The sequence below is a fragment of the Variovorax paradoxus genome (assembly GCF_030815855.1).
Lineage (GTDB): Bacteria > Pseudomonadota > Gammaproteobacteria > Burkholderiales > Burkholderiaceae_C > Variovorax > Variovorax paradoxus_M.
In genome coordinates, this window is record NZ_JAUSXG010000001.1 from 4,976,796 (window position 1) to 4,996,319 (window position 19,524).

A 19,524-nucleotide genomic window follows, 5' to 3' on the forward strand; every position below is an offset into this window, starting at 1 on the left:
CAAGACAAAGAGAAAGAAAAATGGAGGCCGACCGGCTTTCAGGCGTCTTCGAGGAAGGCTTCGCGCAGCACGCCCATGGCCTGCTGCACGGGGCGGTCGGAAAAACTGAACAGCACCGCGTCTTCGCCGGCTGCCGACAGGCGCAGCGGCGCCCACGAGGGCACGACGAAGGTGTCGCGTGGGCCGAATTCGAAGCGCTGGCCGGCGATGTCCGCCGTGCCGCGGCCCTCGACCACGCTGTAGACGGCGCCGTCGGTCGCGCGGTGCGTCTTGCCGGCGAATCCCCTGGGCAGCAGCTGCAGGTGGGTGCCGATGGTGGGCATCGGCGCGCCGCCGGTCAGCGGGTTGATGTAGCGCAGCTTGTGGCCCAGCCACGCATCGGGCGCTTCCTGCTTCTGCAGCAGGGCCAGCGCCTCGCGGCTGCGGGCATAGGGGTAGTTGAAGATCGGCGAGGTGGGCGACACATGGTCGTGACGCACCGGCACCATGTTGTGGCCGAAGCGCGCGAGGCTGTTGCCCTCGGGGCGCGCCACGTGCTGCACCTTGGCGTCGTCGTTCTCGGCAAAGCCGGCGTCGAAGAAGCGCAGCATCGGAATGTCGAGCCCGTCGAGCCAGACCACCGGCTCCGCCGTGCCGCCGATGCCCTCGTTACCGTGGTCGTGCCAGGCCCACGACGGCGTGATGATGAAGTCGCCCGGGTACATGGTGGTGCGCTCGCCGCCCACCGTGGTGTAGGCCCCCTTGCCGTCGACGATGAAGCGCAGCGCCGACTGCACATGGCGGTGCGAAGGCGCCACCTCGCCCGGCATGATGAGCTGCAGGCCGGCGTAGATCGACTGCGTGATCGACGAATTGCCGGGCAGCGCCGGGTTCTCGAGCACGAGCACGCGGCGCACCGCTTCTTCGGCGGTGATGAGCTCGGCCGATTCCATCAGCAGCGGGCGGATCTCGTCGTAGCGCCAGAGCGCCGGCACGCAAGGCGTGGTGGGCTCGCGCGGCACCAGGGCGTGCAGCGACTCCCACAGCGGCGTGAGGTTCAGCGGGCGGATCCGCTCGTAGTAGTTGCGGCGCTCCGCGGCGTTGGCGGGGGCCGAGGCGGCCGGTTTCTGGGCTGTTGGATTCATGGCGGTTCGGCGGATCGTGCGGCCGTGGTCTCCTGGAATGCCGCAATCTTCCGCCTGTACTACTATTGGCGCAATGGATCCTCGGCGATAGCTCCGATCCTGTTTTTCGATAGTGGTGGCTGCAAAGGAGCTGTTTCATGGCCCAGCTCGATCTCGAATGGCTGCTGGTGTTCGACGAGGTCTACAAGACGGCCAACGTGTCGAGCGCCGCCGAGCGGCTCGGCATTTCCCAATCGGCGGCCAGCACCGCGCTGGCCCGGCTGCGCACGCATTTCGGCGACAAGCTCTTCGTGCGGACCTCGCGCGGCATGGAGCCCACGCCCTATGCGCGGCAGATCCAGCCGCTGATGCTCGACATCCTCGACCGGCTGAACCGGGCCAAGGGCGGGCGCGCCAGCTTCGACCCGGCCACGGCGGCGCGCAGCTTTCGCATCTGCATGACCGACATCAGCGAGGTGGTGTTGCTTCCGGGCCTGCTCGGCCACCTGCGGCATGCGGCGCCCGGCGTGCGCATCGAGACCGAGATCATTTCGACCGAAAGCGCGCGCCGGCTCGAGGACGGCGCGGTCGACCTGGCCGTGGGCTTCATGCCGCAGCTGGACGCGGGCTTCTATCAGCAGACGCTCTTCATGCAGAACTTCGTCTGCCTGGCGGCGCGCAACCATCCGCGCATCGGCGAGCGGCTCACGCGCAAGCGCTTCGAGAGCGAGGCGCATGCGGTGGTGGCTTCTTCAGGCACCGGCCATGCCATCGTCGACAAGACCATCGCCCGGCTGGGGCTCCAGCGCAACGTGGTGGCCAGCCTCTCGAGCTTCCTGAGCGTGGCGCGCATCGTGGCGCACACGGAACTCATCGTGATCGTGCCGGCCATCCTCGGAAAGGTGCTGGCCACGCAGGAGCCCGTGAAGCTGCTGGAGCCGCCCTTCGAGCTGCCCGCCTATGCCGTCAAGCAGCACTGGCACGAGCGCTTCCATGCGGACGCCGGCAACGCCTGGCTGCGGCGCACGCTGGCGGAGCTGTTCGGCGGCAGCTGAGCGTGCGGCCGGCGCCGACCGGCGGCGCTCATCCGTGAGGCCCGGCGCTCGCATAATCGGGGCTCCCACCCACACAGCCCACGAAAAGGCGGCGCATGTCTTCCATCACCCTTCGTTTTCTGGCCGAACCCAGCACCGTCAACTTCGGCGGCAAGGTCCATGGCGGCACCGTCATGAAGTGGATCGACGAAGCCGGCTACGCCTGCGCCACCAGCTGGGCCAAGCGCTACTGCGTCACGGCGTTCATCGGCAGCATCCGCTTTCACCACCCGATCATGATCGGCGACCTGGTCGAGGTCGAAGCCCGGCTGGCCTACACCGGCACCACCAGCATGAACATCTCGGTCGAGGTCCGCAGCGGCGACATGAAGGGCGGCACGATGGACAAGACCACCGAATGCCTGATCGTCTTCGTCTCGGTCGATTCGCACGGCCGGCCGCTGCCGGTGCAGCCCTATGTGCCCGGCACGCCGGGCGAAATGGCGCTGGCCGAACGGGCCAAGGCCCATCTGGACGCCAGCCGGGCGGCCGGAAAGGCGTAGCCTGCCAAGGCTGCGTTCATAGGCGTGAAGCTCTAAAGGGAGAGGCGTCTTGCGGCTAGAGTAGCCCGATTGTTTTCACAGGAACATTCCGCATGGCTACCCAGGACGACGAACACGGCAACAACAAGGGCTCCGACCGCATCAAGGATTCCGCCCAGCAGATCTGGCTGGCCGGGCTTGGCGCCTTTGCCAAGATGCAGCAGGAAGGCAGCAAGGCTTTCGAAGCGCTGGTGAAAGACGGCGCCGGCATGCAGAAGAAGACCCAGGCCGCGGCCGAGGAAACCCTCGCGCAGGCGCAGACGCGCATGGCCGGCTTTGCGAGCGAATTCGGCACCAAGGCCGCGGGCCAATGGGGCAAGCTCGAGAACATCTTCGAAGAGCGGGTGGCGCGCGCGCTCGAAAAGCTGGGCGTCCCCTCGGTCGCCGAGCACGCGGCGCTGCAGGCCCGCGTGGCCGCGCTCGAGGCCGAACTGCAGCGCAGCCAAGGCCAGCCAAACGCCGCTCCGGTCCGGGCGACGAGCCGCAAGACAGCGGGCCGCAACGCGCCGCCCGCCTCCGCCGCCGCCAAGAAGACCGTGCGGCGCAGCACCAAAGCCGGCTAGGCACGCCAAGCCGGCCGGCGCCGGGAAAGCCCCCGCTTTTTGCGGCACCGCACAACGCGGGGTGCCGCAAAACATTGCCCTGCCCCGTTTGTGCTGCGGTGCACATACGCTAGAGTGTCCTCAAGAGAAAAAAACGGGGACTCGACATGGCCAAGAAGGCGCCACGCCGCACAGCGCAACGCATCCTTGAAGCCGCACTGGAGCTGTTCAACCGCTTCGGGGAGCCGAACGTTTCCACCACGCTGGTGGCGGGCGAGCTCAACATCAGTCCCGGCAATCTCTACTATCACTACCCCGCCAAGGAAGAGCTGATCAACAAGCTCTACGAAGGCTACGAGGCCGAGCTCAACGAGCTCCTGCATGCCAGCGAGGGCGTGCACGACGTGGAAGACGCCTGGTTTTTCATGCACAGCCTGTTCGAACTGATCTGGCGCTACCGCTTTCTGTACCGCGACCTGAACGATCTGCTGAGCAAGAATCGGCGCCTCGAGACGCAGTTTCAACTCGTGCTCAAGAACAAGGCCCGCGCCATCCGTACGCTGATTGCCGGCCTGAGCCGGGCCGGCCACCTCGACATCGATGCCCATGAGGTCGACACGCTCGCGCAGAGCATGGTGGTGGTGCTGACCTACTGGCTCAGCTATGAATACGTGCGCAACCCGCGCGAAGCGCTCGAACCCGCGCATGCGCAGGGCGCATTGATGCGCGGCGGGCAGCACACGCTGCACCTGCTCGCGCCGTACCTCGGACACGAGCAGCGGAGGCATTTGCTGACACTTAGCAGCGCCTATAGCGGCGAAGATTCGGCAAGCGCCGCGCCGTCGGTCGCCCCCATCGATCTGGCGGCCTAGATGACCATGCCTCATCCCGATTTCAAACCGCTTTCGCTGATGTCCGCCCATCCGGTTGCCGCCACGGCGGAACCCTGGACCTCGCTGCCCTACGCGGACGTGCCGCGCTATGACGCACGCACCGTGCTGTCGCAGTGGCAGCGCCTGCATGCCGGCCATCCGTTGCCGCCCCCGGCCGGGGACCATCCGCTGGCCGACGGCTGGGCGCTGTATCACAGCGGCCAATTCGAGCGAGCCGCCACGCTCGGGCTGCTGCATGGCCCCGAAGGCCTGGTGCTGGCCAACCAGGCCACGGCCATCTACGCCAACTACCTCGAGCCCCGCGAATCGGTGCGGCTTTCGATGTTCCGCCAGGTCATCGAACGCGCCGGTGCGCAGGCCACCGCCGAACCCGACAACTGCCAGGCGCTCTACTGGCAGGCTTATGCGCTCGGCCGCTACAGCCAGGGCATCAGCGTGGCGCGCGCGCTGGCGCAAGGCCTCGGCACCAAGCTGAAGGGCGCGCTGGAGCGCGTGATCGAACTGCAGCCGAACCACGCCGACGCGCACATCGCGCTGGCGGCATTCCATGCCGAGGTGATCGACAAGGTGGGTGCGCTGGTCGGGCGCATGACGTACGGCGTGCGGGCCGACATGTCGACCGAGCTGTTCGAGCGCGGCCTCGCGCTGCACCCCCACGCGCCGAACGCGCTGATGGAATACGGCCGCGCGCTTCTCATGCTGCACGGCGACGAACGCCTGGGCGAGGCGACGCAGCTGTACGAAAAGGCCGCGGCGCTGGAGCCAGTGGATGCGAAGGATCGGCTGGACGTCGAACTGGCGCGCGCGGGGTTGACGGACTGAACCAAGCGGCAGCGCATGGTCGGGCGGGCGGCGCCCACGCTGTTACAGCGCCTTGAAGGTCGCGTACAGAAGACCAACGGCAGCAACGATGGAAGCCCAGGCCCCCACCATGTTGCCGAGATACACCCACTTTCCGAGCCCTGTGCCGCTGGCGTCCAATCCCCGCTGCCCGGTGATGGCGGCCAACGGCGTGGAAACGCAAAAGCCGTAGGCGGAGACGATCAGCGCAACGGCGATGACCCACTGCACGGGCACCGAAGCGACCAGGCCGGGAAGCAGCGCCGCAACGGCAAGCATCAGCACGGCGCCGATCGGCAGGCTCAGATGCGCCACCCGCCACGAGTTCACGACATGAGCGGCGTCGCCGCGCTTGATGGCTCGCGCATACGGCGCGCCAAGAAGCAGGCCGAAGAGAAGAACGATGGCGCCATGAAAAGCAAGATGGCGAGACGATGCATCCATGCGGGAGTGCCCGGTAAGAAAAGGACGGCGATCATCGCATCTGTCTGGGCGGCCAGCGAGTGGCCAACGGCCCGCCGCCGGTCATTAAGATCGTCGTTCTCCTTTTCTTCTCTCTTCTTCCTCTGCCAACCCGCCATGTCAGACCTCAACGCCCAATTCGAAGCCGCCCAGGCCAACTCCAAGCTGCTGGCCGAGCGCCCCGACAATCCGACGCTGCTCAAGATCTACGGCCTCTTCAAGCAGGCGACCGAAGGCGACAACGCCGCCAAGAAGCCCAGCTTCAGCGACATCGTCGCGCGTGCCAAGTGGGACGCGTGGACCGCTCAGAAGGGCTTGAGCGCCGACGAGGCCAAGCAGAAGTACATCGACTTGATCGAATCGCTGCGCGGCTGACCAGCGCGCACGCCGCTAGCCGACGATGCCGCGCGCGTGCAGCGCAGCGATCTGCTCGGCGCTCAGGCCGATCTCCTTCAACACGGCATCGGTGTCCGCGCCCAGCGCGGGCGCGTTGTGCCGATGGCTGGCCGGCGTGAGCGACAGCTTGGGTACGAAGCCGGGCACGGCGAGCGCACTGCCATCGCGCATCGGCACCTGCTGCAGCATGCCGCGCGCGGCGTAGTGCGGGTCGGCCGCGATGTCGGCGATGGTGTAGATGCGGCCCGCAGGCACGTGCGCCGCATCGAGCGCGGCCAGCACTTCGTCCACGGTGCGCTGCGCGGTCCAGTCGCCGATGGCGGCATCGAGCATGCCCACCTGCGCCACCCGGCCCGCGTTGCCGGCCAGCGCCGGATCTGTGGCGAGATCGGGCCGGCCGATGCATTCCATCAACCGGCGGAAGATGCTGTCGCCGTTGCCCGCCACGATGGCATAGCCGCCATCGGCGCAGCGGTAGGCATTGGTGGGCGCAATGCCGGGCAGCGCGCTGCCGGCCGCCTCGCGCACCGCACCGAACGCGCTGTACTCGGGCAGCAGGCTTTCCATGCAGTTGAAGACGGCTTCGTAGAGCGCCACGTCCACGACTTGCCCTTTTCCCTTCGGGTAATCGGGGCTCGCGGTGGCATGGCGGTGCTGCATGGCCATGAGCACGCCGATCACCCCGTGCAACGACGCCAGCGTGTCGCCGATGGACACGCCCACGCGCACCGGCACGCGGCCAGGCTCGCCCGTGAGGTGGCGCAGCCCGCCCATGGCTTCGGCCACCACGCCGAAACCGGGCCGGTCGCGGTAGGGGCCGGTCTGGCCGTAGCCGCTGATGCGCAGCATCACGAGCGCGGGGTTGGCCGCCAGCAGATCGTCGGGGCCGAGGCCCCAGCCTTCCATCGCGCCGGGACGGAAGTTCTCGATCAGCACGTCGGCCTCGGCGGCAAGCTGCCGCACGATGGCCTGTGCTTCGGCCTGGCGCAGGTCCAGCGCCAGCGAACGCTTGTTGCGCGACTGCACCTGCCACCAGACCGAGGTGCCGTCTTTCAGCAACCGCCAGCTGCGCAGCGGATCGCCCGCGCCGGGCGGCTCGATCTTGATCACCTCGGCGCCGAAGTCGGCCAGGGTGCGTGCCGCGAAAGGGCCGGCAATCAGCTGGCCGAGTTCGACGACCTTGAGGCCGGCCAGCGGACCTGCGGCGCCCGGTTCCGCGGGAGAAAAAGAGGTGTTCGTCATGGCGCCACAGTGTGCCGCGGCATTCAAGCAGCCCTCGCGGGGCGGGAAAACACCTATGAATTCTTGACTCGGCACTTTCGGCGCTTTCCGCGGTGCAGCAATCGGCCGCGAAGGACCCTTGTCTCCCGAGGAGAAAGTAGTTTGCTGCATCGCAATGCGGTGGCCCGTCGGCCTGCCCGGAAGTCAAAAAAGTATCAATCTCGGGCTCCAACTCTGGTTGTGGGCGTCCGGGGCGATTCGTACAGTCCGCCCACGGTCATACGCCGCAAACAAGACTCAGAGACAAGGAAAAGGAAAAGCCGATGCAACCCGATCTGGAAATCGTCGAGGTCCGCGGGGACGAATCGTTCACCGCCTGGGCCCACGGCTATCCGTATCGCACGGTGCGGTGGCATTTCCATCCCGAGTACGAGATCCAGCTGATCGTCGAGACCAAGGGCGTGTATTTCGTGGGCGACCACGTCGGCCATTTCGAACCCGGCAACCTCGTGCTCATGGGCCCCGACCTGCCGCACAACTGGATCAGCGACGTGCCCGCGGGCCAGAGCGTCGAGCGGCGCGGCATCGTGATCCAGTTTCCGGCCGGGCTGGTCGACAAGATGGCGGGCGCCTTTCCGGAATTTGCCCGCCTCGCCCCGCTGCTGGCCGAGGCCCGCTCGGGCCTGCTCTTCTCGGCCGAGGCGGCAGTCGCGGCCAAGCCGATGATGGAAGCGCTGCTCGAAGCGCGCGGCCTGCGCCGCGTGATCCTGCTACTGTCGCTGCTCGAGCTGCTGGAGGGCAGCAACGACCGCCAGCGGCTCGCAAGCCCGGCGTTCAAGCCCGACCCCAAGGCCTTCATGTCGCACGCCATCAACAACGTGCTCGCGCACATCGCGGCCAACCTGGGCGACGACTTGCGCGAACCGATGCTCGCCGAACTGGTGGGGCAAAGCCCGAGCGCTTTCTCGCGCGCATTCCGCAAGCACACGGGCCAGTCGTTCGTGCGCTATGTGAATCGGCTGCGCATCAGCCGAGCCTGCGAGCTGCTCACCAACAGCGAAAAACCGGTGCTCGACGTCTGCATGGACGTGGGCTTCAACAACGTGTCGAACTTCAACCGCCAGTTCCTGCTGCACAAGCGCATGCCGCCGACGAAGTTCCGCAGTTTTCATCGCATGCAGGCCGCGCAAGCCGTGAACCTGCGTGCCGCCAGCGTGCCGTAGCAGGCTTCCGCCGTTCCTCGTGTCCTCATCGGCGCGGCGCTTCGGGCGCGGCGTGGGGGCGCCTTTGCCCGCGTTTTTCGACAGCCATCACAAACCAGGAGACACAGCCACCATGAAGAACCTTCTCAAAGCCACCGCCATCGTTGCCGCATTGGTCTGCGGCGCCTCCGCCGCGCAGGCGCAAGCGCCCAAGCAGCCGCTGCGCATCGGCATGACCTTCCAGGAACTGAACAACCCGTACTTCGTGACGATGAAGCAGGCGCTCGAAGAAGCCGCGGCCAGCATCGGCGCGACCGTGGTCACCACCGATGCGCGGCACGACGTCGCCAAGCAGATCGGCGACGTGGAAGACATGATCCAGAAGAAGATCGACATCCTGCTGCTGAACCCGACCGACTCCTCCGGCGTGCAGTCGGCGGTGCGTTCGGCCAAGAAGGCGGGGCTGATCGTGGTGGCAGTGGACGCCAATGCGCAGGGGCCAGTCGATTCGTTCGTGGGCTCGAAGAACACCGATGCGGGCCGCCTCGCCTGCGAATATCTCGCAAAGAACATCGGCGAGAAAGGCGACGTGGCCATTCTCGACGGCATTCCGGTCGTGCCGATCCTGGAGCGCGTGAAGGGCTGCCGCGAAGCGTTGGCCAAGTACCCGGGCATCAAGGTGGTGAGCACGCAGAACGGCAAGCAGGAACGCGCCACCGCGCTCACCGTGACCGAAAACATCCTGCAGGCCAACAAGGACCTGAAGGGCATCTTCAGCGTGAACGACGGCGGCTCGATGGGCGCACTGGCCGCCATCGAGGCCAGCGGCAAGGACGTGAAGCTCGCGAGCGTGGACGGCGCACCCGAAGCTATCAAGGCAATGCAGAAGCCGGGCTCGAAGTTCATCGCCACCACCGCGCAGTACCCGCGCGACCAGATCCGCCTGGCCATCGGCATTGCACTGGCCAAGAAGTGGGGCGCCAATGTGCCGGCCGCCGTGCCGGTCGATGTGAAGCTGATCGACGCCGAGGGCGCGAAAACCTTCACCTGGTAACCCGGGCTCTGCCGTGACCACGAACGACAGCGCCGAGATGCTTCGGCTCGAGGGCGTCTCGAAGAGCTTCCCCGGCGTGAAGGCGCTCTCGGGCATCGACCTCTCGATCCGCAAGGGCGAGGTGCACGCGCTGCTCGGCGAGAACGGGGCGGGCAAGTCGACGCTGATGAAGATCCTCGGCGGCATCTACCAGGCCGACGAGGGCCGCATCTTCATCGAAGGCCGCGAGCGCCGGTTCGGGGGCTACAGCGACGCGATTGCGGCGGGCGTCGGCATCATCTTCCAGGAGTTCAGCCTCGTTCCGTACCTGAACGCGGTGGAGAACATCTTTCTGGGCCGCTATCTGAAGAACGGTTTCGGCCTGCTCGACAAGGCCGCGATGAAGCGCTCGGCGCAGGCGATCTTCGAGGAACTGGGCGTTCATATTGACCTCGGCGTGCCGATCTGCCGGCTCTCGGTGGCGCAGCAGCAGTTCGTCGAAATCGGCAAGGCGCTGTCGCTGAAGGCGCGGCTGCTGGTGCTCGACGAGCCGACCGCCACGCTCACGCCCAACGAGGCCGGACACCTGTTCAAGATCATGCGGGAGCTGCGCGCGAGAGGTGTGGCGATGATCTTCATCTCGCACCACCTGGACGAAATCTTCGAGGTGTGCGACCGCATCAGCGTGCTGCGCGACGGCGCTAATGCGGGGCATGCGGAGGTGGGCGCGACCGATGTGAATGCGCTGGTCGAGATGATGGTCGGCCGCAAGATCGAGCACAGCTTTCCGGCCAAGCCGCAGCCCGCGCCACGCGGACGCAAGGTGCTCGAGGTGCCGGAGATCCAGCTCACAAAGGGCGGCCCGGTGAACAGTTTCGAACTGCATGAAGGCGAGATCCTCGGCTTCGCGGGTCTCGTGGGATCGGGCCGCACCGAACTCGCGCTGGGCATGATGGGTGCCGACCGCGTGCACCGCAAGACGGTGCTGCGCAACGGCAAGCCCGTGCGCCTGAAAGATCCGACGCAGGCATTGGAGAACGGCATCGGCCTGTTGCCCGAGAGCCGAAAGGTCGAGGGGCTGATCACCGACTTCACGATCCGCTTCAACATCTCGATGAACAACCTGGGCAAGCACAAGAGCGTCGGGCTGGTGAGCCAGAAGTCGGAGAAACAAACGGCCGCTGAACTCTCAAGGCGTGTGGGCGTGAAGGCACCGGGCGTCGAGACGCGCGTGGCCACGCTGTCGGGCGGCAACCAGCAGAAGGTGGTGATTGCGCGCTGGCTCGACCACGATTGCGAGGTACTGATCTTCGACGAGCCCACGCGCGGCATCGACGTGGGCGCCAAGGCGGAGATCTACAGCCTGATGCGCGAACTCACGCAGCAGGGCAAGGCCATCATCATGATCTCGAGCGAGCTGCCCGAGATCGTGGGCATGTGCGACCGCGTGGCTGTGTTCTCGGGCGGGTCCATCGTGGCCACGCTCGAAGGTGACGTCATCAATTCGGGCGACATCATGCGTCACGCCACTTCGTCTGGGGGTCTTCAATGATTTGGATGACCTCGTCCTCAGGGTGCGCTCCCGCTGGCGGGGGACATTCGCCGAGGGGAGTACCCGGCGGCCTGTGCCCGCGCCCCGAACAACAGCACTTCGAACACAACCATCGCCACCTTCGCGCACTCAAGCATCGCGCAATGGAGCACCTGAGATGAACGCAATCGCCACCCACGCCACGCCCCCGACACCCGCAGGCGGGTTCTTTACCGACCTGCGCCGATCGACAGCCTTTCTGCCACTGGTCGGCCTGGTCGCGATTTCGATCTTCATGATCGTCGCGACCGATAACTTTCTATCGTGGGGCAACCTGCAGAACATTGCGCTGCAGTCGTCGATCAACGCCATCATCGCCGTGGGCATGACCGCCGCCATCCTCACCGGCGGCATCGATCTGTCGGTAGGTGCCGTGGTGGCGCTGTCGGGCACGCTGGCCTCGGGAATGATGGTGCAGTTCGGGCTGCCGCCGGTGCTTGCCGTACCGCTCGGGCTGGCGGTCGGCGTGGTGATCGGACTCTTCAACGGCTACTGCGTGGCTTACCTTCGCATGCCGCCGATCATCGTGACGCTGGCCACCATGGGCATCGCGCGCGGCATTGCGCTGATCTACACCGGCGGCTATCCGATCGATGGATTGCCGGAGTCGTTCGCCTTCCTCGGCGGTGGCGTGCTCGCGGGCATCAAGGTGCCGATCCTCATCATGCTGGCCACCTATCTCGTTGCGTACGTGCTGCTCAACATGGCGCCGTTCGGCCGCTATGTGTATGCCATCGGTGGCAACGAGGAAGCGACGCGGCTTTCGGGCGTGCGCGTGTCGCGCTACAAGCTGCTGGTGTATGCGCTCAGCGGGTTCACTGCAGCCGTGGCCGGCATCGTGCAGGCGGCGCGCGTGACCAGCGGGCAGCCCGGCGTGGGTGTCGGCTTCGAGCTCGACGCCATCGCGGCGGTGGTGATGGGCGGCACGTCCATCGCGGGTGGACGCGGCGCCATCGTGGGCACGCTGGTCGGTGCGCTCTTGCTGGGCGTGCTGAACAACGGTCTCAACATGATCGGCGTGTCGCCGTACCTGCAATTGATCATCAAGGGAGGCATTGTGCTGCTTGCGATCTTCATCAGCCGCGAGGCAAAACGCTGACCCTCTGTCTTTGCCTTGCTCCTTCCCCCGCTGGGGGAAGGCTGGGATGGGGGCACGCGGCGCTGGTTCGGCCACAGCGCCTCATCCACCGCCGCTTGCCCCCACCCCTGCCCTCCCCCGGAAGGGGAGGGAGAAAAACGGAACCAACACCCTCTCTGACCACAAGGAACCCATGTCTTATCAAAAGCTCCAGCCCGGCGCGTCGGGCGCCATCGGCAAACTCGCCGCCATGCAGGCCGTCGTCTGCCACGGCCCGAAGGACTACCGCCTCGAGACCGTCGATGTGCCAACCATCGGCCCGAACGAGCTGCTGATCTCCATCGCAGCCTGCGGCATCTGCGCCTCCGACTGCAAATGCCACTCGGGCGCGAAGATGTTCTGGGGCGGCGACGGACAGCCTTCATGGGTCAAGGCACCCGTGATTCCCGGCCATGAGTTCTTCGGATACGTCGAAGCACTCGGCGAAGGTGCGGCCGAACACTTCGGCGTGGAGCAAGGCGACCGCGTGATCGCCGAGCAGATCGTGCCCTGCGACAAGTGCCGCTTCTGCACCTCGGGCAAATACTGGATGTGCGAGGTGCACAACATCTTCGGCTTCCAGCGCATCGTGGCCGACGGCGGCATGGCCGACTACATGCGGCTGCCGCCGACCTCGCGCGTGCACAAGATCCCCGACGGCATCTCGCTCGAAGACGCGGCCATCATCGAGCCGCTCTCGTGCGCGATCCACACGGTCAACCGCGGCGACATCCAGCTCGACGACGTGGTGGTGATCGCGGGCGCCGGCCCGCTCGGCTTGATGATGGTGCAGGCCGCGCACCTGAAGACGCCGAAGAAGCTGATCGTGATCGACCTCGTGCCCGAGCGCCTCGCACTCGCCAAGAAGTTCGGCGCCGACGTGACGATCAATCCGAAGACCGAGAACGCCGATGCGATCGTGAAAGGCCTGACCGAAGGCTACGGCTGCGACGTGTACATCGAGACCACGGGCGCGCCCGTCGGCGTGACGCAGGGGCTGGACATGATCCGCAAGCTCGGCCGCTTCGTCGAGTTCAGCGTGTTCGGCTCAGAGACGAGCGCCGACTGGTCGATCATCGGCGACCGCAAGGAGCTCGACGTGCGCGGCGCGCACCTGGGCCCCTACTGCTACCCGATTGCGATCGACCTGCTGGCGCGCGGGCTCGTCACCTCGAAGGGCATCGTGACGCACGACTTTCCGTTGACCGAGTGGGAGCGCGCCTTCAGACTGGCCAACTCGCTCGATTCCATCAAGGTGCTGCTCAAGCCGCAGCCCCGATCCTGAAAGACGGTGTTGTCATGAAGTACGTGATCGGCGTCGACATCGGCACGCAGAGCACCAAGTGCCTCTTGGTCGGCATCGAGGGCAAGGTGCGCTCGCAAAGCAGCGTGGCCTACCAACCCGAGACGCCGAAGCCGCTGTGGGCGCAGCAGGACTGCGAGGTGTGGTTCGACGCGGTCTGCGAGAGCGTGCGCGCCTGCGTCGCGAAGAGCGGCATCGCGCCGGCCGATATCGCGGCGATGTGCGTGAGCAGCCTGTACGGCGGCGCGGGCATCCCGGTCGATGAAGCGATGCAGCCGCTGCACCCTTGCCTGATCTGGATGGACCGCCGCGCCACCGCCGAGGTCGATGCGGTGAACGCAACAGTCGATGTCGCGCGGCTGCAAGCGATCACCGGCAACGGCATCGACAGCTACTACGGCTTCACCAAGATGCTGTGGATTCGCGAGCACCTGCCCGAGGTGTGGGCGAAAACGCGCTACTTCCTGCCGCCCAACAGCTACGTCAACTGGCGGCTGACGGGCGAGCTTGCGGTCGACCACAGCTCGGCCGGCAATATCGGCGGTGTGTACGACGCGGCGCAGCGCAACTGGTCGGACGAAGCCATGCGCATGCTCGGCATTCCGTCGCGCATGATGCCGCCGCGCCTGGTCGAATCGAGCGGCGTGGTCGGCGGCCTGAATGCCGAGTGGGCCGCGAAGCTGAGCTTGGCCGAAGGCATGCCGCTGATGGCGGGCGGCGTCGATGCGGCCGTGGCCACCTTCTGCGCCGGCGTGACCGGCAGCGGCGACCATGTCGCGATGATCGGCACCAGCATGTGCTGGGGCTTCGTGAGCCCCACAGTGGATGCACGCCACAAGCTCATCACCATGCCGCACGTCTACCGTGGCGCGGACCGCAGCTATGTGTTCGGCGGCGCCATCACCGCGGGCGCAGCCGTCACGTGGTTTCGGGAAACCTTCTGCCAGGCGGAAACGGCCGAGGCCGCCCGCACCGGTGAAGACGCGCATGCGCTCATTGAGCGCAAGGCCGTCGATGTGCCACCGGGTGCGGAAGGCCTGGTCTTCCTGCCCTACCTGATGGGCGAGCGCAGCCCCATCTGGGATGCGCAAGCCAAGGGCGCGTTCATCGGCCTCTCGCTCGCGCACAGCCGCGCACACCTGTACCGCGCGGTGCTCGAGGGCGTGAGCTTCGCGCTGCAGCACAACATCGAAGCCGGCCGGCAAAGCGGGCAACCGCTGGACAACCGATTGATCGTGGTCGGCGGCGCTGCGCATTCGGATCTCTGGATGCAGATCGTGGCCGACATCACGGGCTACCCGGTGTTCACCATCGAGGAAGAAGTCGAGGCAGCGCTGGGCGCGGCGATGCTCGCGACGCTCGGTGCGGGGCTGGTCGATGCGGCAACGGCCGAGCGCGGCTGGGTCACGCTGGTGGAGCGCGCGCGGCCCGAACCGGCGGCGCAAGCCGTGTACCGCGAGCGCTTCGATATCTACAAGTCTCTTTACCCTGCGTTGCACGATGCGATGCACCGACTGAAATGAACCCTTGCTTTCCGATTCGCTGCGGGCGTTTGATATTTGCTGATCCGAGGCGCGCTCCCGCCGACGGGGTACCTTGCTCCGCGAATGTCCCCCGGCCTGCGGCCTCCTCCTTGATTTCGCTGCGCAAGGCACCCCATCGACGTGAGCGTTGCACACAGCGGTGGTTGATCAGCAATACACCACGAGCGTGCCCCAGTGCACTGGGCATCGGGTGCTCCCCGCAGCGAAATCAAGGAGGGGCGAAGCCGGGGGACATTCGCGGAGGGGAGTACCCGGTGGCCTGTGTACGCGCCCTGAATGCATCCATCGCACCTCACGCCACCACGGCGAAAACAACTGACATGAATATCTCCTTCGACTTCTCCACCCAACGCGCACTCGTCACCGGCGCCAGCAGCGGCATCGGCCGCGCGGTCGCAGTGCGGCTCGCGCAATCAGGCGCAGCGGTAACGGCCGTGGGCCGCAATGCCGCAGCACTCGACACCCTGCACACAGAAGCGGGCTGCACGCCACTGGTGATCGATATCGAAAATGCGGCCGCATTGGAACGAGCACTCGCACCATTGCCGGCATTCGATCTCGTGGTGAACTGCGCCGGCATCGCATTGCTCGAATCGGCGCTCGACTTCCAAGCCGAAAACTTCGACGCCGTGATGGCCGTCAATGCACGTGCCGCGGCGCTGGTGGCCTCGCGCTGTGGCAAGGCGATGGTTTCGGCAGGCGTGCGCGGCAGCATCGTCAACGTGTCGAGCCAGGCTTCGCTGGTCGCGCTCGACGCACACCTCTGCTACTGCGCATCGAAGGCCGCGATGGATGCGATCACGCGGTCGCTGTGCCTCGAGTTCGGGCCTCACGGCATTCGGGTGAACAGCGTGAATCCGACCGTCACGCTCACGCCGATGGCCGAACAGGCCTGGGCCGATCCCGCGAAGAGCGCGGCTGCGCTCAAGAATATTCCGCTCGGGCGGTTTGCGCAGGTCGACGAAGTGGTGGCGCCGATCTTGTTTCTGCTCTCCGATGGCGCATCGATGATCAGCGGCGCGGCGCTGCCGGTGGACGGCGGCTACACCATCGTCTGAAGCCGCTGCGGCGAAGGGTCTTCAGGCAAAGCGGCTTTTGCCCCCCGGCGCATCGAGCAGTGCGTCGAGGTTCTTTGCGATCTTCTGCTCGATCTGGTCGCTGAAGCTGCTGAACAGAAAACCCAGCGTGGCTTCCAGCGTCAAGGTGTCGGCCGTGACCTCCACCGTGCCGTCGATGCCCGCGCGGCTGAACACCGCAACATCGCTGGTCTCGCCTTCGGTATAAGTGCATTCTAGGCCGTAGTCCTGCTCGACCTGCTGCATCCATTGGCGTGCGACTTCGCGTGCGCCGGCAATGCCCAGCGCGTGGTTTCGTTCGATATGGATGTCAGGCACCGTGATCTCCGTGGTTGTCTTGGTTCTTGTGGATGGAATTGTTCGTCTGCAGGACACCGGTGGCCGTTTGCAGTGCATGGCGCCGCTCATCCATCGTCGGCAACGCGGCGATGCGGCGGACTTCCTTGTAGAAGCGCGGCCAGTTGCGGCCCTCGCGTTCGAACAGCGCCTCAAAGCCGGGCACCAGATCGTCGTAAGCCCCCTGGGCTGCGAAGGTCGCATTGTTGGCGCGTGCCACCCACAGGTCGTAGGCGCCCTGGCGCGGGCCTTGCCATTCTGCGCGCAGCCCGGCGTAGCGCTGCCGGAAATCGTCCATGGCCGCCTTTTTCATGGCGTCGACCGCCGCCCAGTCGCCAGCCTTGGCCTGCGCGGATTCGTACACCTGGCCGAGCGCACGGCGCGTTTGGAGAGCCAGCGCGCGGAACTGCTGGCGCTGTGCATCGAAGCGCGCGTACTCGCTTCGCGCGGCCTCGCCCGCCTCGCGCTGCAGCCACAGGGCTCCGCCGATGCGCTCCACCGCCGTGGCGTACGACTCGTTGAAGACGGTGTCGCCCGGCACATAGAGCACCTGGTGCGAGAGTTCGTGAAACACGATGCGGGCCAGCTCGCCCTCGGGGTAGCCGATGAAGGTGGAAAGCAAGGGATCGCCGCCGGCCCAGTTCATCCAGCCCAGCGTCGAATATGCGGGCACGGGGTAGACGGCCGTTTCCAGGCCCTTGGCACGTTGCGCCTCGGCTTCGGCCTTGGCCGCGGCCTCGTCGTAGTAGCCGCGATAGCCCACGCAGCCCGCTACTGGAAAGCACCAGTTCTTGAGCGTGAGCGAATACGGCGGCGTGGCCACCACATTCCACACCGCCGCGGGACGGCGCAGGTCGGCGTAGGCCTTGTAGCTGGGGTTGTCGGGCAGTGCCAGTTCGGTCACCGCAAAGCGGCGGATGCGCTGCGCGAGTTCGAGCTTGGCTTTGAGCGGCTCGGAGACGGCCGGGTCGGCCAGCCACTCGGGCACCGGCTTGGCGGCCCGCATGATGCCGATGTGGCCGCTGGCCGACTGCCAGTAGTAGCCGAGGTCGGCGCAGCCGCTGAGCAGCAAGAGCGCGCCGGCCAGGGCGGATGCGGGGGCGGCCCTCACCCCAACCCTCTCCCGGAGGGAGAGGGGGCGAGGCGCTCGACCTCGACGAGGCAGTCGTAGAAGGTCGGGCCGCGGCCAATGTCGGTCAGGCGTTGGCTGGTCAGCTGGTTGACGTTGGTGCCGTCCATGCCGAGCTTGCGCCACCAGATGCCCATGCCGTGCACCACGCCGGGCCGTGCGCGGCGCGAGACTTCGGCGCGGCAGCGGTGCTCGCCGCGGCCATTGAACACGCGCACCGTGGCGCCGTTCTCGATGCCTCGCGCGGCGGCGTCGGCCTCGTGGATCTCGAGCAGCGGCTCGCCTTCGATGGCGCGCAGGCTCGTCAAGTTGACGAAGGTCGAATTGAGAAAGTTGCGTGCCGGCGGCGAAATCATCGCGAGCGGAAACTCGGCGGAGCCGCCCGCCGGCTCGTAGTTGGGCACGTGGTCGGGCAGCCCGTCCATGCCCTGGGCCTCGAGGCGGGCGCTGAAGAATTCGCAGCGACCCGAAGGCGTTGGAAACTTGCCGTCGGCAAACGGCGCCTCGGGCAGCTTCAGGCTGGTGAAGCCCTGCGCCAGCAGTTCTTCGTAGTCGATGGCACCGGGCGCAAAGGCGCTGCGGCACAGCGCCTCGTCGTCGTCCGAGAAGCAGGGCTCGTCGAAGCCCATGCGCCGCGCCAGCTCGCGGAAGATCCAGGCGTTGCTGCGCGCCTCGCCGCGCGGCGCCACCGCGGGGCGGTTCAGCAGCACGTCGGTGTGGCCGTAGCTGCAATGGATGTCCCAGTGCTCCAGTTGCGTGGTGGCGGGCAGCAGGTAGTCGGCGTAGTCGGCGGTGTCGGTGCGGAACTGCTCCAGCACCACGGTAAAGAGATCTTCCCGTGCGAAGCCCGCCACCACCTTGCCCGACTCGGGCGCCACCGCGACCGGGTTGCTGTTGTAGACCATGATGGCCTTCACCGGCTTGGCCTCGTCGAGCAGCGCGTCGCCGATCGTGCTCATGTTGACCGTGCGCGGCTTTCGTCCCGCAAGAAGGTCCGGCCGCTGCAGCGCGGCGCGATCGGCCGGAAAGTGGCCCGAGCTGCTCAAAAGAAGTCCGCCCGCGCGATCGCGCCAGGCGCCCACCAGCGCGGGCAGGCAGGCGATGGCGCGCGCCGCGTTGCCGCCGCCGCGCACGCGCTGCATACCGTAATTGAGGCGGATCGCGGCCGGCTTGGTGGTGCCGTAAGCCTGCGCCAGCGCCACGATCTGCGCCTCGGGCACGCCGCACACGGCGGCGGCGCGCGAGGGCGGCCACTGCAATGCACGCTCGCGCAGCTGCTCCCAGCCCAGCGTGTGCTTTTCGATGTAGTCGTGGTCGAGCCAGCCGTGCACGATGAGCTCATGCATCAGCGCCAGGGCCAGCGCGGCGTCAGTGCCGGGCAGCAAGGCGATGTGCTCGTCGCACTTGTCGGCGGTTTCGGTCCTGCGCGGGTCGATGCACACCAGCCGCGCGCCGGCCCGCTTGGCGGCCTGCGCATGGCGCCAGAAATGCAGGTTGCTCGCAATGGAGTTGCTGCCCCAGATCAGGATCAGCTTCGCCTCGGCGAAAAACTCGATCCGCATGCCGATCTTGGCGCCCAGGGTGTAGACCATCGCCTCGCCGCCAGCCATGGAACAGATCGTGCGGTCAAGCAGCGTGGCGCCCAACTTGTGGAAAAAACGCCGATCCATCGACTCGCCCTGCACAAGACCCATGGTGCCTGCGTAACTATAAGGCACAATTGTTTCTGGATCTGTCTGCAATGAACGGAGATGCGCGGCGATGTCGTCAAGAGCGGCGTCCCAGCTCACGGCTTCGAATTGGCCGCTGCCCTTGGGGCCGGTGCGCTTCATGGGCTGCACGAGCCGCTCGGCATGGTCGTTGCGTTCGATGTAGCGGGAAACCTTGGTGCAAAGGACGCCAGCCGTGTGCGAATGGGCCGGGTTGCCCTGCAGCTTCACGGCCACGCCATCTTTAACGGTGGTGACCAGGGCGCAAGTGTCCGGACAGTCGTGCGGGCAGGCGCCCAGGACTGTGGAAGTTTCGGTGGGAAGAACAGTTGTCGTCGAGACCGGGGCGTTGTCCATCCGGCAAGTCTAAAGTTTTCCAGACGAGGCGCGG

Annotated in this window: 19 protein-coding genes; 13 read left to right on the forward strand and 6 right to left on the reverse strand. The window is 66.5% G+C overall.

Annotation, left to right across the window (positions count from 1 at the left end; genetic code table 11):
• Positions 1-38 precede the first annotated feature (38 nt).
• Entirely contained in the window at positions 39-1,124 is a 1,086-nt protein-coding gene (gene gtdA, locus QFZ42_RS23680) for a gentisate 1,2-dioxygenase (RefSeq protein WP_307703311.1), read from the reverse strand.
• A gap of 137 nt (positions 1,125-1,261) precedes the next feature.
• On the opposite strand from gtdA, the gene QFZ42_RS23685 reads away from it, so the two are divergent.
• The 5 genes from QFZ42_RS23685 (at position 1,262) to QFZ42_RS23705 (ending at position 4,996) form a co-directional block, all read left to right on the forward strand.
• Positions 1,262-2,158 (forward strand): LysR family transcriptional regulator, encoded by an 897-nt coding sequence (locus QFZ42_RS23685; protein WP_307703312.1) that lies wholly within the window; start codon positions 1,262-1,264, stop codon positions 2,156-2,158.
• A 95-nt stretch (positions 2,159-2,253) separates the two neighbouring features.
• Positions 2,254-2,700, forward strand: coding sequence for an acyl-CoA thioesterase (locus QFZ42_RS23690; protein ID WP_281149267.1), 447 nt, complete (start codon positions 2,254-2,256; stop codon positions 2,698-2,700).
• A 92-nt stretch (positions 2,701-2,792) separates the two neighbouring features.
• Complete coding sequence (locus tag QFZ42_RS23695; protein ID WP_307703313.1) at positions 2,793-3,302, forward strand: phasin family protein; 510 nt, start codon at positions 2,793-2,795, stop codon at positions 3,300-3,302.
• 146 nt (positions 3,303-3,448) lie between these two features.
• The gene (locus tag QFZ42_RS23700) at positions 3,449-4,153 is read left to right on the forward strand and encodes a TetR/AcrR family transcriptional regulator (protein WP_307703314.1); all 705 of its coding nucleotides are present in this window, start codon (positions 3,449-3,451) and stop codon (positions 4,151-4,153) included.
• A 6-nt stretch (positions 4,154-4,159) separates the two neighbouring features.
• A complete protein-coding gene (locus tag QFZ42_RS23705; RefSeq protein WP_307704296.1) occupies positions 4,160-4,996 on the forward strand; it encodes a hypothetical protein in 837 nt (278 codons plus the stop codon).
• Positions 4,997-5,038: 42 nt separating this feature from the next.
• Here QFZ42_RS23705 and QFZ42_RS23710 read toward each other — a convergent pair whose 3' ends face one another.
• Complete coding sequence (locus QFZ42_RS23710; RefSeq protein WP_307703315.1) at positions 5,039-5,458, reverse strand: hypothetical protein; 420 nt, start codon at positions 5,456-5,458, stop codon at positions 5,039-5,041.
• Positions 5,459-5,593: 135 nt separating this feature from the next.
• Between QFZ42_RS23710 and QFZ42_RS23715 the strand changes: the two genes are divergently transcribed.
• A complete protein-coding gene (locus tag QFZ42_RS23715) occupies positions 5,594-5,851 on the forward strand; it encodes an acyl-CoA-binding protein (RefSeq protein ID WP_126747778.1) in 258 nt (85 codons plus the stop codon).
• A 15-nt stretch (positions 5,852-5,866) separates the two neighbouring features.
• On the opposite strand, the gene QFZ42_RS23720 is transcribed toward QFZ42_RS23715, so the two are convergent.
• A complete protein-coding gene (locus QFZ42_RS23720; RefSeq protein WP_307703316.1) occupies positions 5,867-7,114 on the reverse strand; it encodes a CaiB/BaiF CoA transferase family protein in 1,248 nt (415 codons plus the stop codon).
• Positions 7,115-7,416: 302 nt separating this feature from the next.
• Between QFZ42_RS23720 and QFZ42_RS23725 the strand changes: the two genes are divergently transcribed.
• The 7 genes from QFZ42_RS23725 to QFZ42_RS23755 all read left to right on the forward strand — a co-directional run bounded on the left by QFZ42_RS23725 (position 7,417) and on the right by QFZ42_RS23755 (position 15,941).
• Positions 7,417-8,316 (forward strand): AraC family transcriptional regulator, encoded by a 900-nt coding sequence (locus QFZ42_RS23725; protein WP_307703317.1) that lies wholly within the window; start codon positions 7,417-7,419, stop codon positions 8,314-8,316.
• A 112-nt stretch (positions 8,317-8,428) separates the two neighbouring features.
• Positions 8,429-9,349: an ABC transporter substrate-binding protein gene (locus QFZ42_RS23730; RefSeq protein WP_307703318.1), complete on the forward strand. Its 921-nt coding sequence runs from the start codon at positions 8,429-8,431 to the stop codon at positions 9,347-9,349.
• A gap of 37 nt (positions 9,350-9,386) precedes the next feature.
• Positions 9,387-10,880 (forward strand): sugar ABC transporter ATP-binding protein, encoded by a 1,494-nt coding sequence (locus QFZ42_RS23735; protein ID WP_307704297.1) that lies wholly within the window; start codon positions 9,387-9,389, stop codon positions 10,878-10,880.
• Positions 10,881-11,037: 157 nt separating this feature from the next.
• Entirely contained in the window at positions 11,038-12,018 is a 981-nt protein-coding gene (locus QFZ42_RS23740) for an ABC transporter permease (protein ID WP_307703319.1), read from the forward strand.
• 172 nt (positions 12,019-12,190) lie between these two features.
• Positions 12,191-13,321, forward strand: coding sequence for an alcohol dehydrogenase catalytic domain-containing protein (locus QFZ42_RS23745; protein ID WP_307703320.1), 1,131 nt, complete (start codon positions 12,191-12,193; stop codon positions 13,319-13,321).
• A gap of 14 nt (positions 13,322-13,335) precedes the next feature.
• Positions 13,336-14,862 carry an FGGY-family carbohydrate kinase gene (locus QFZ42_RS23750; protein WP_307703321.1) on the forward strand — a complete coding sequence of 509 codons (1,527 nt, stop codon included), beginning with the start codon at positions 13,336-13,338 and terminating at the stop codon, positions 14,860-14,862.
• Between the two features lie 341 nt (positions 14,863-15,203).
• Positions 15,204-15,941 carry an SDR family oxidoreductase gene (locus QFZ42_RS23755; protein ID WP_307703322.1) on the forward strand — a complete coding sequence of 246 codons (738 nt, stop codon included), beginning with the start codon at positions 15,204-15,206 and terminating at the stop codon, positions 15,939-15,941.
• A gap of 21 nt (positions 15,942-15,962) precedes the next feature.
• Here QFZ42_RS23755 and QFZ42_RS23760 read toward each other — a convergent pair whose 3' ends face one another.
• From QFZ42_RS23760 to QFZ42_RS23770, 3 genes are read right to left on the reverse strand one after another with little or no spacing between them, the layout of a single operon-like run.
• The gene (locus QFZ42_RS23760; RefSeq protein WP_307703323.1) at positions 15,963-16,277 is read right to left on the reverse strand and encodes a polyhydroxyalkanoic acid system family protein; all 315 of its coding nucleotides are present in this window, start codon (positions 16,275-16,277) and stop codon (positions 15,963-15,965) included.
• Entirely contained in the window at positions 16,270-17,406 is a 1,137-nt protein-coding gene (locus QFZ42_RS23765; RefSeq protein WP_307703324.1) for an aminopeptidase, read from the reverse strand. Before QFZ42_RS23765 ends, QFZ42_RS23760 begins: the two co-directional genes overlap by 8 nt.
• A complete protein-coding gene (locus QFZ42_RS23770) occupies positions 17,403-19,490 on the reverse strand; it encodes a molybdopterin-containing oxidoreductase family protein (protein ID WP_307703325.1) in 2,088 nt (695 codons plus the stop codon). Before QFZ42_RS23770 ends, QFZ42_RS23765 begins: the two co-directional genes overlap by 4 nt.
• Between the last annotated feature and the right edge of the window lie 34 nt (positions 19,491-19,524).

Coding starts and splice junctions, on each gene's coding strand:
- gtdA (WP_307703311.1), bottom strand. CDS start 1,124: ATGAATCCAACAGCCCAGAAACCGGCCGCCTCGGCCCCCGCCAACGCC.
- QFZ42_RS23685 (WP_307703312.1), top strand. CDS start 1,262: ATGGCCCAGCTCGATCTCGAATGGCTGCTGGTGTTCGACGAGGTCTAC.
- QFZ42_RS23690 (WP_281149267.1), top strand. CDS start 2,254: ATGTCTTCCATCACCCTTCGTTTTCTGGCCGAACCCAGCACCGTCAAC.
- QFZ42_RS23695 (WP_307703313.1), top strand. CDS start 2,793: ATGGCTACCCAGGACGACGAACACGGCAACAACAAGGGCTCCGACCGC.
- QFZ42_RS23700 (WP_307703314.1), top strand. CDS start 3,449: ATGGCCAAGAAGGCGCCACGCCGCACAGCGCAACGCATCCTTGAAGCC.
- QFZ42_RS23705 (WP_307704296.1), top strand. CDS start 4,160: ATGCCTCATCCCGATTTCAAACCGCTTTCGCTGATGTCCGCCCATCCG.
- QFZ42_RS23710 (WP_307703315.1), bottom strand. CDS start 5,458: ATGGATGCATCGTCTCGCCATCTTGCTTTTCATGGCGCCATCGTTCTT.
- QFZ42_RS23715 (WP_126747778.1), top strand. CDS start 5,594: ATGTCAGACCTCAACGCCCAATTCGAAGCCGCCCAGGCCAACTCCAAG.
- QFZ42_RS23720 (WP_307703316.1), bottom strand. CDS start 7,114: ATGACGAACACCTCTTTTTCTCCCGCGGAACCGGGCGCCGCAGGTCCG.
- QFZ42_RS23725 (WP_307703317.1), top strand. CDS start 7,417: ATGCAACCCGATCTGGAAATCGTCGAGGTCCGCGGGGACGAATCGTTC.
- QFZ42_RS23730 (WP_307703318.1), top strand. CDS start 8,429: ATGAAGAACCTTCTCAAAGCCACCGCCATCGTTGCCGCATTGGTCTGC.
- QFZ42_RS23735 (WP_307704297.1), top strand. CDS start 9,387: ATGCTTCGGCTCGAGGGCGTCTCGAAGAGCTTCCCCGGCGTGAAGGCG.
- QFZ42_RS23740 (WP_307703319.1), top strand. CDS start 11,038: ATGAACGCAATCGCCACCCACGCCACGCCCCCGACACCCGCAGGCGGG.
- QFZ42_RS23745 (WP_307703320.1), top strand. CDS start 12,191: ATGTCTTATCAAAAGCTCCAGCCCGGCGCGTCGGGCGCCATCGGCAAA.
- QFZ42_RS23750 (WP_307703321.1), top strand. CDS start 13,336: ATGAAGTACGTGATCGGCGTCGACATCGGCACGCAGAGCACCAAGTGC.
- QFZ42_RS23755 (WP_307703322.1), top strand. CDS start 15,204: ATGAATATCTCCTTCGACTTCTCCACCCAACGCGCACTCGTCACCGGC.
- QFZ42_RS23770 (WP_307703325.1), bottom strand. CDS start 19,490: ATGGACAACGCCCCGGTCTCGACGACAACTGTTCTTCCCACCGAAACT.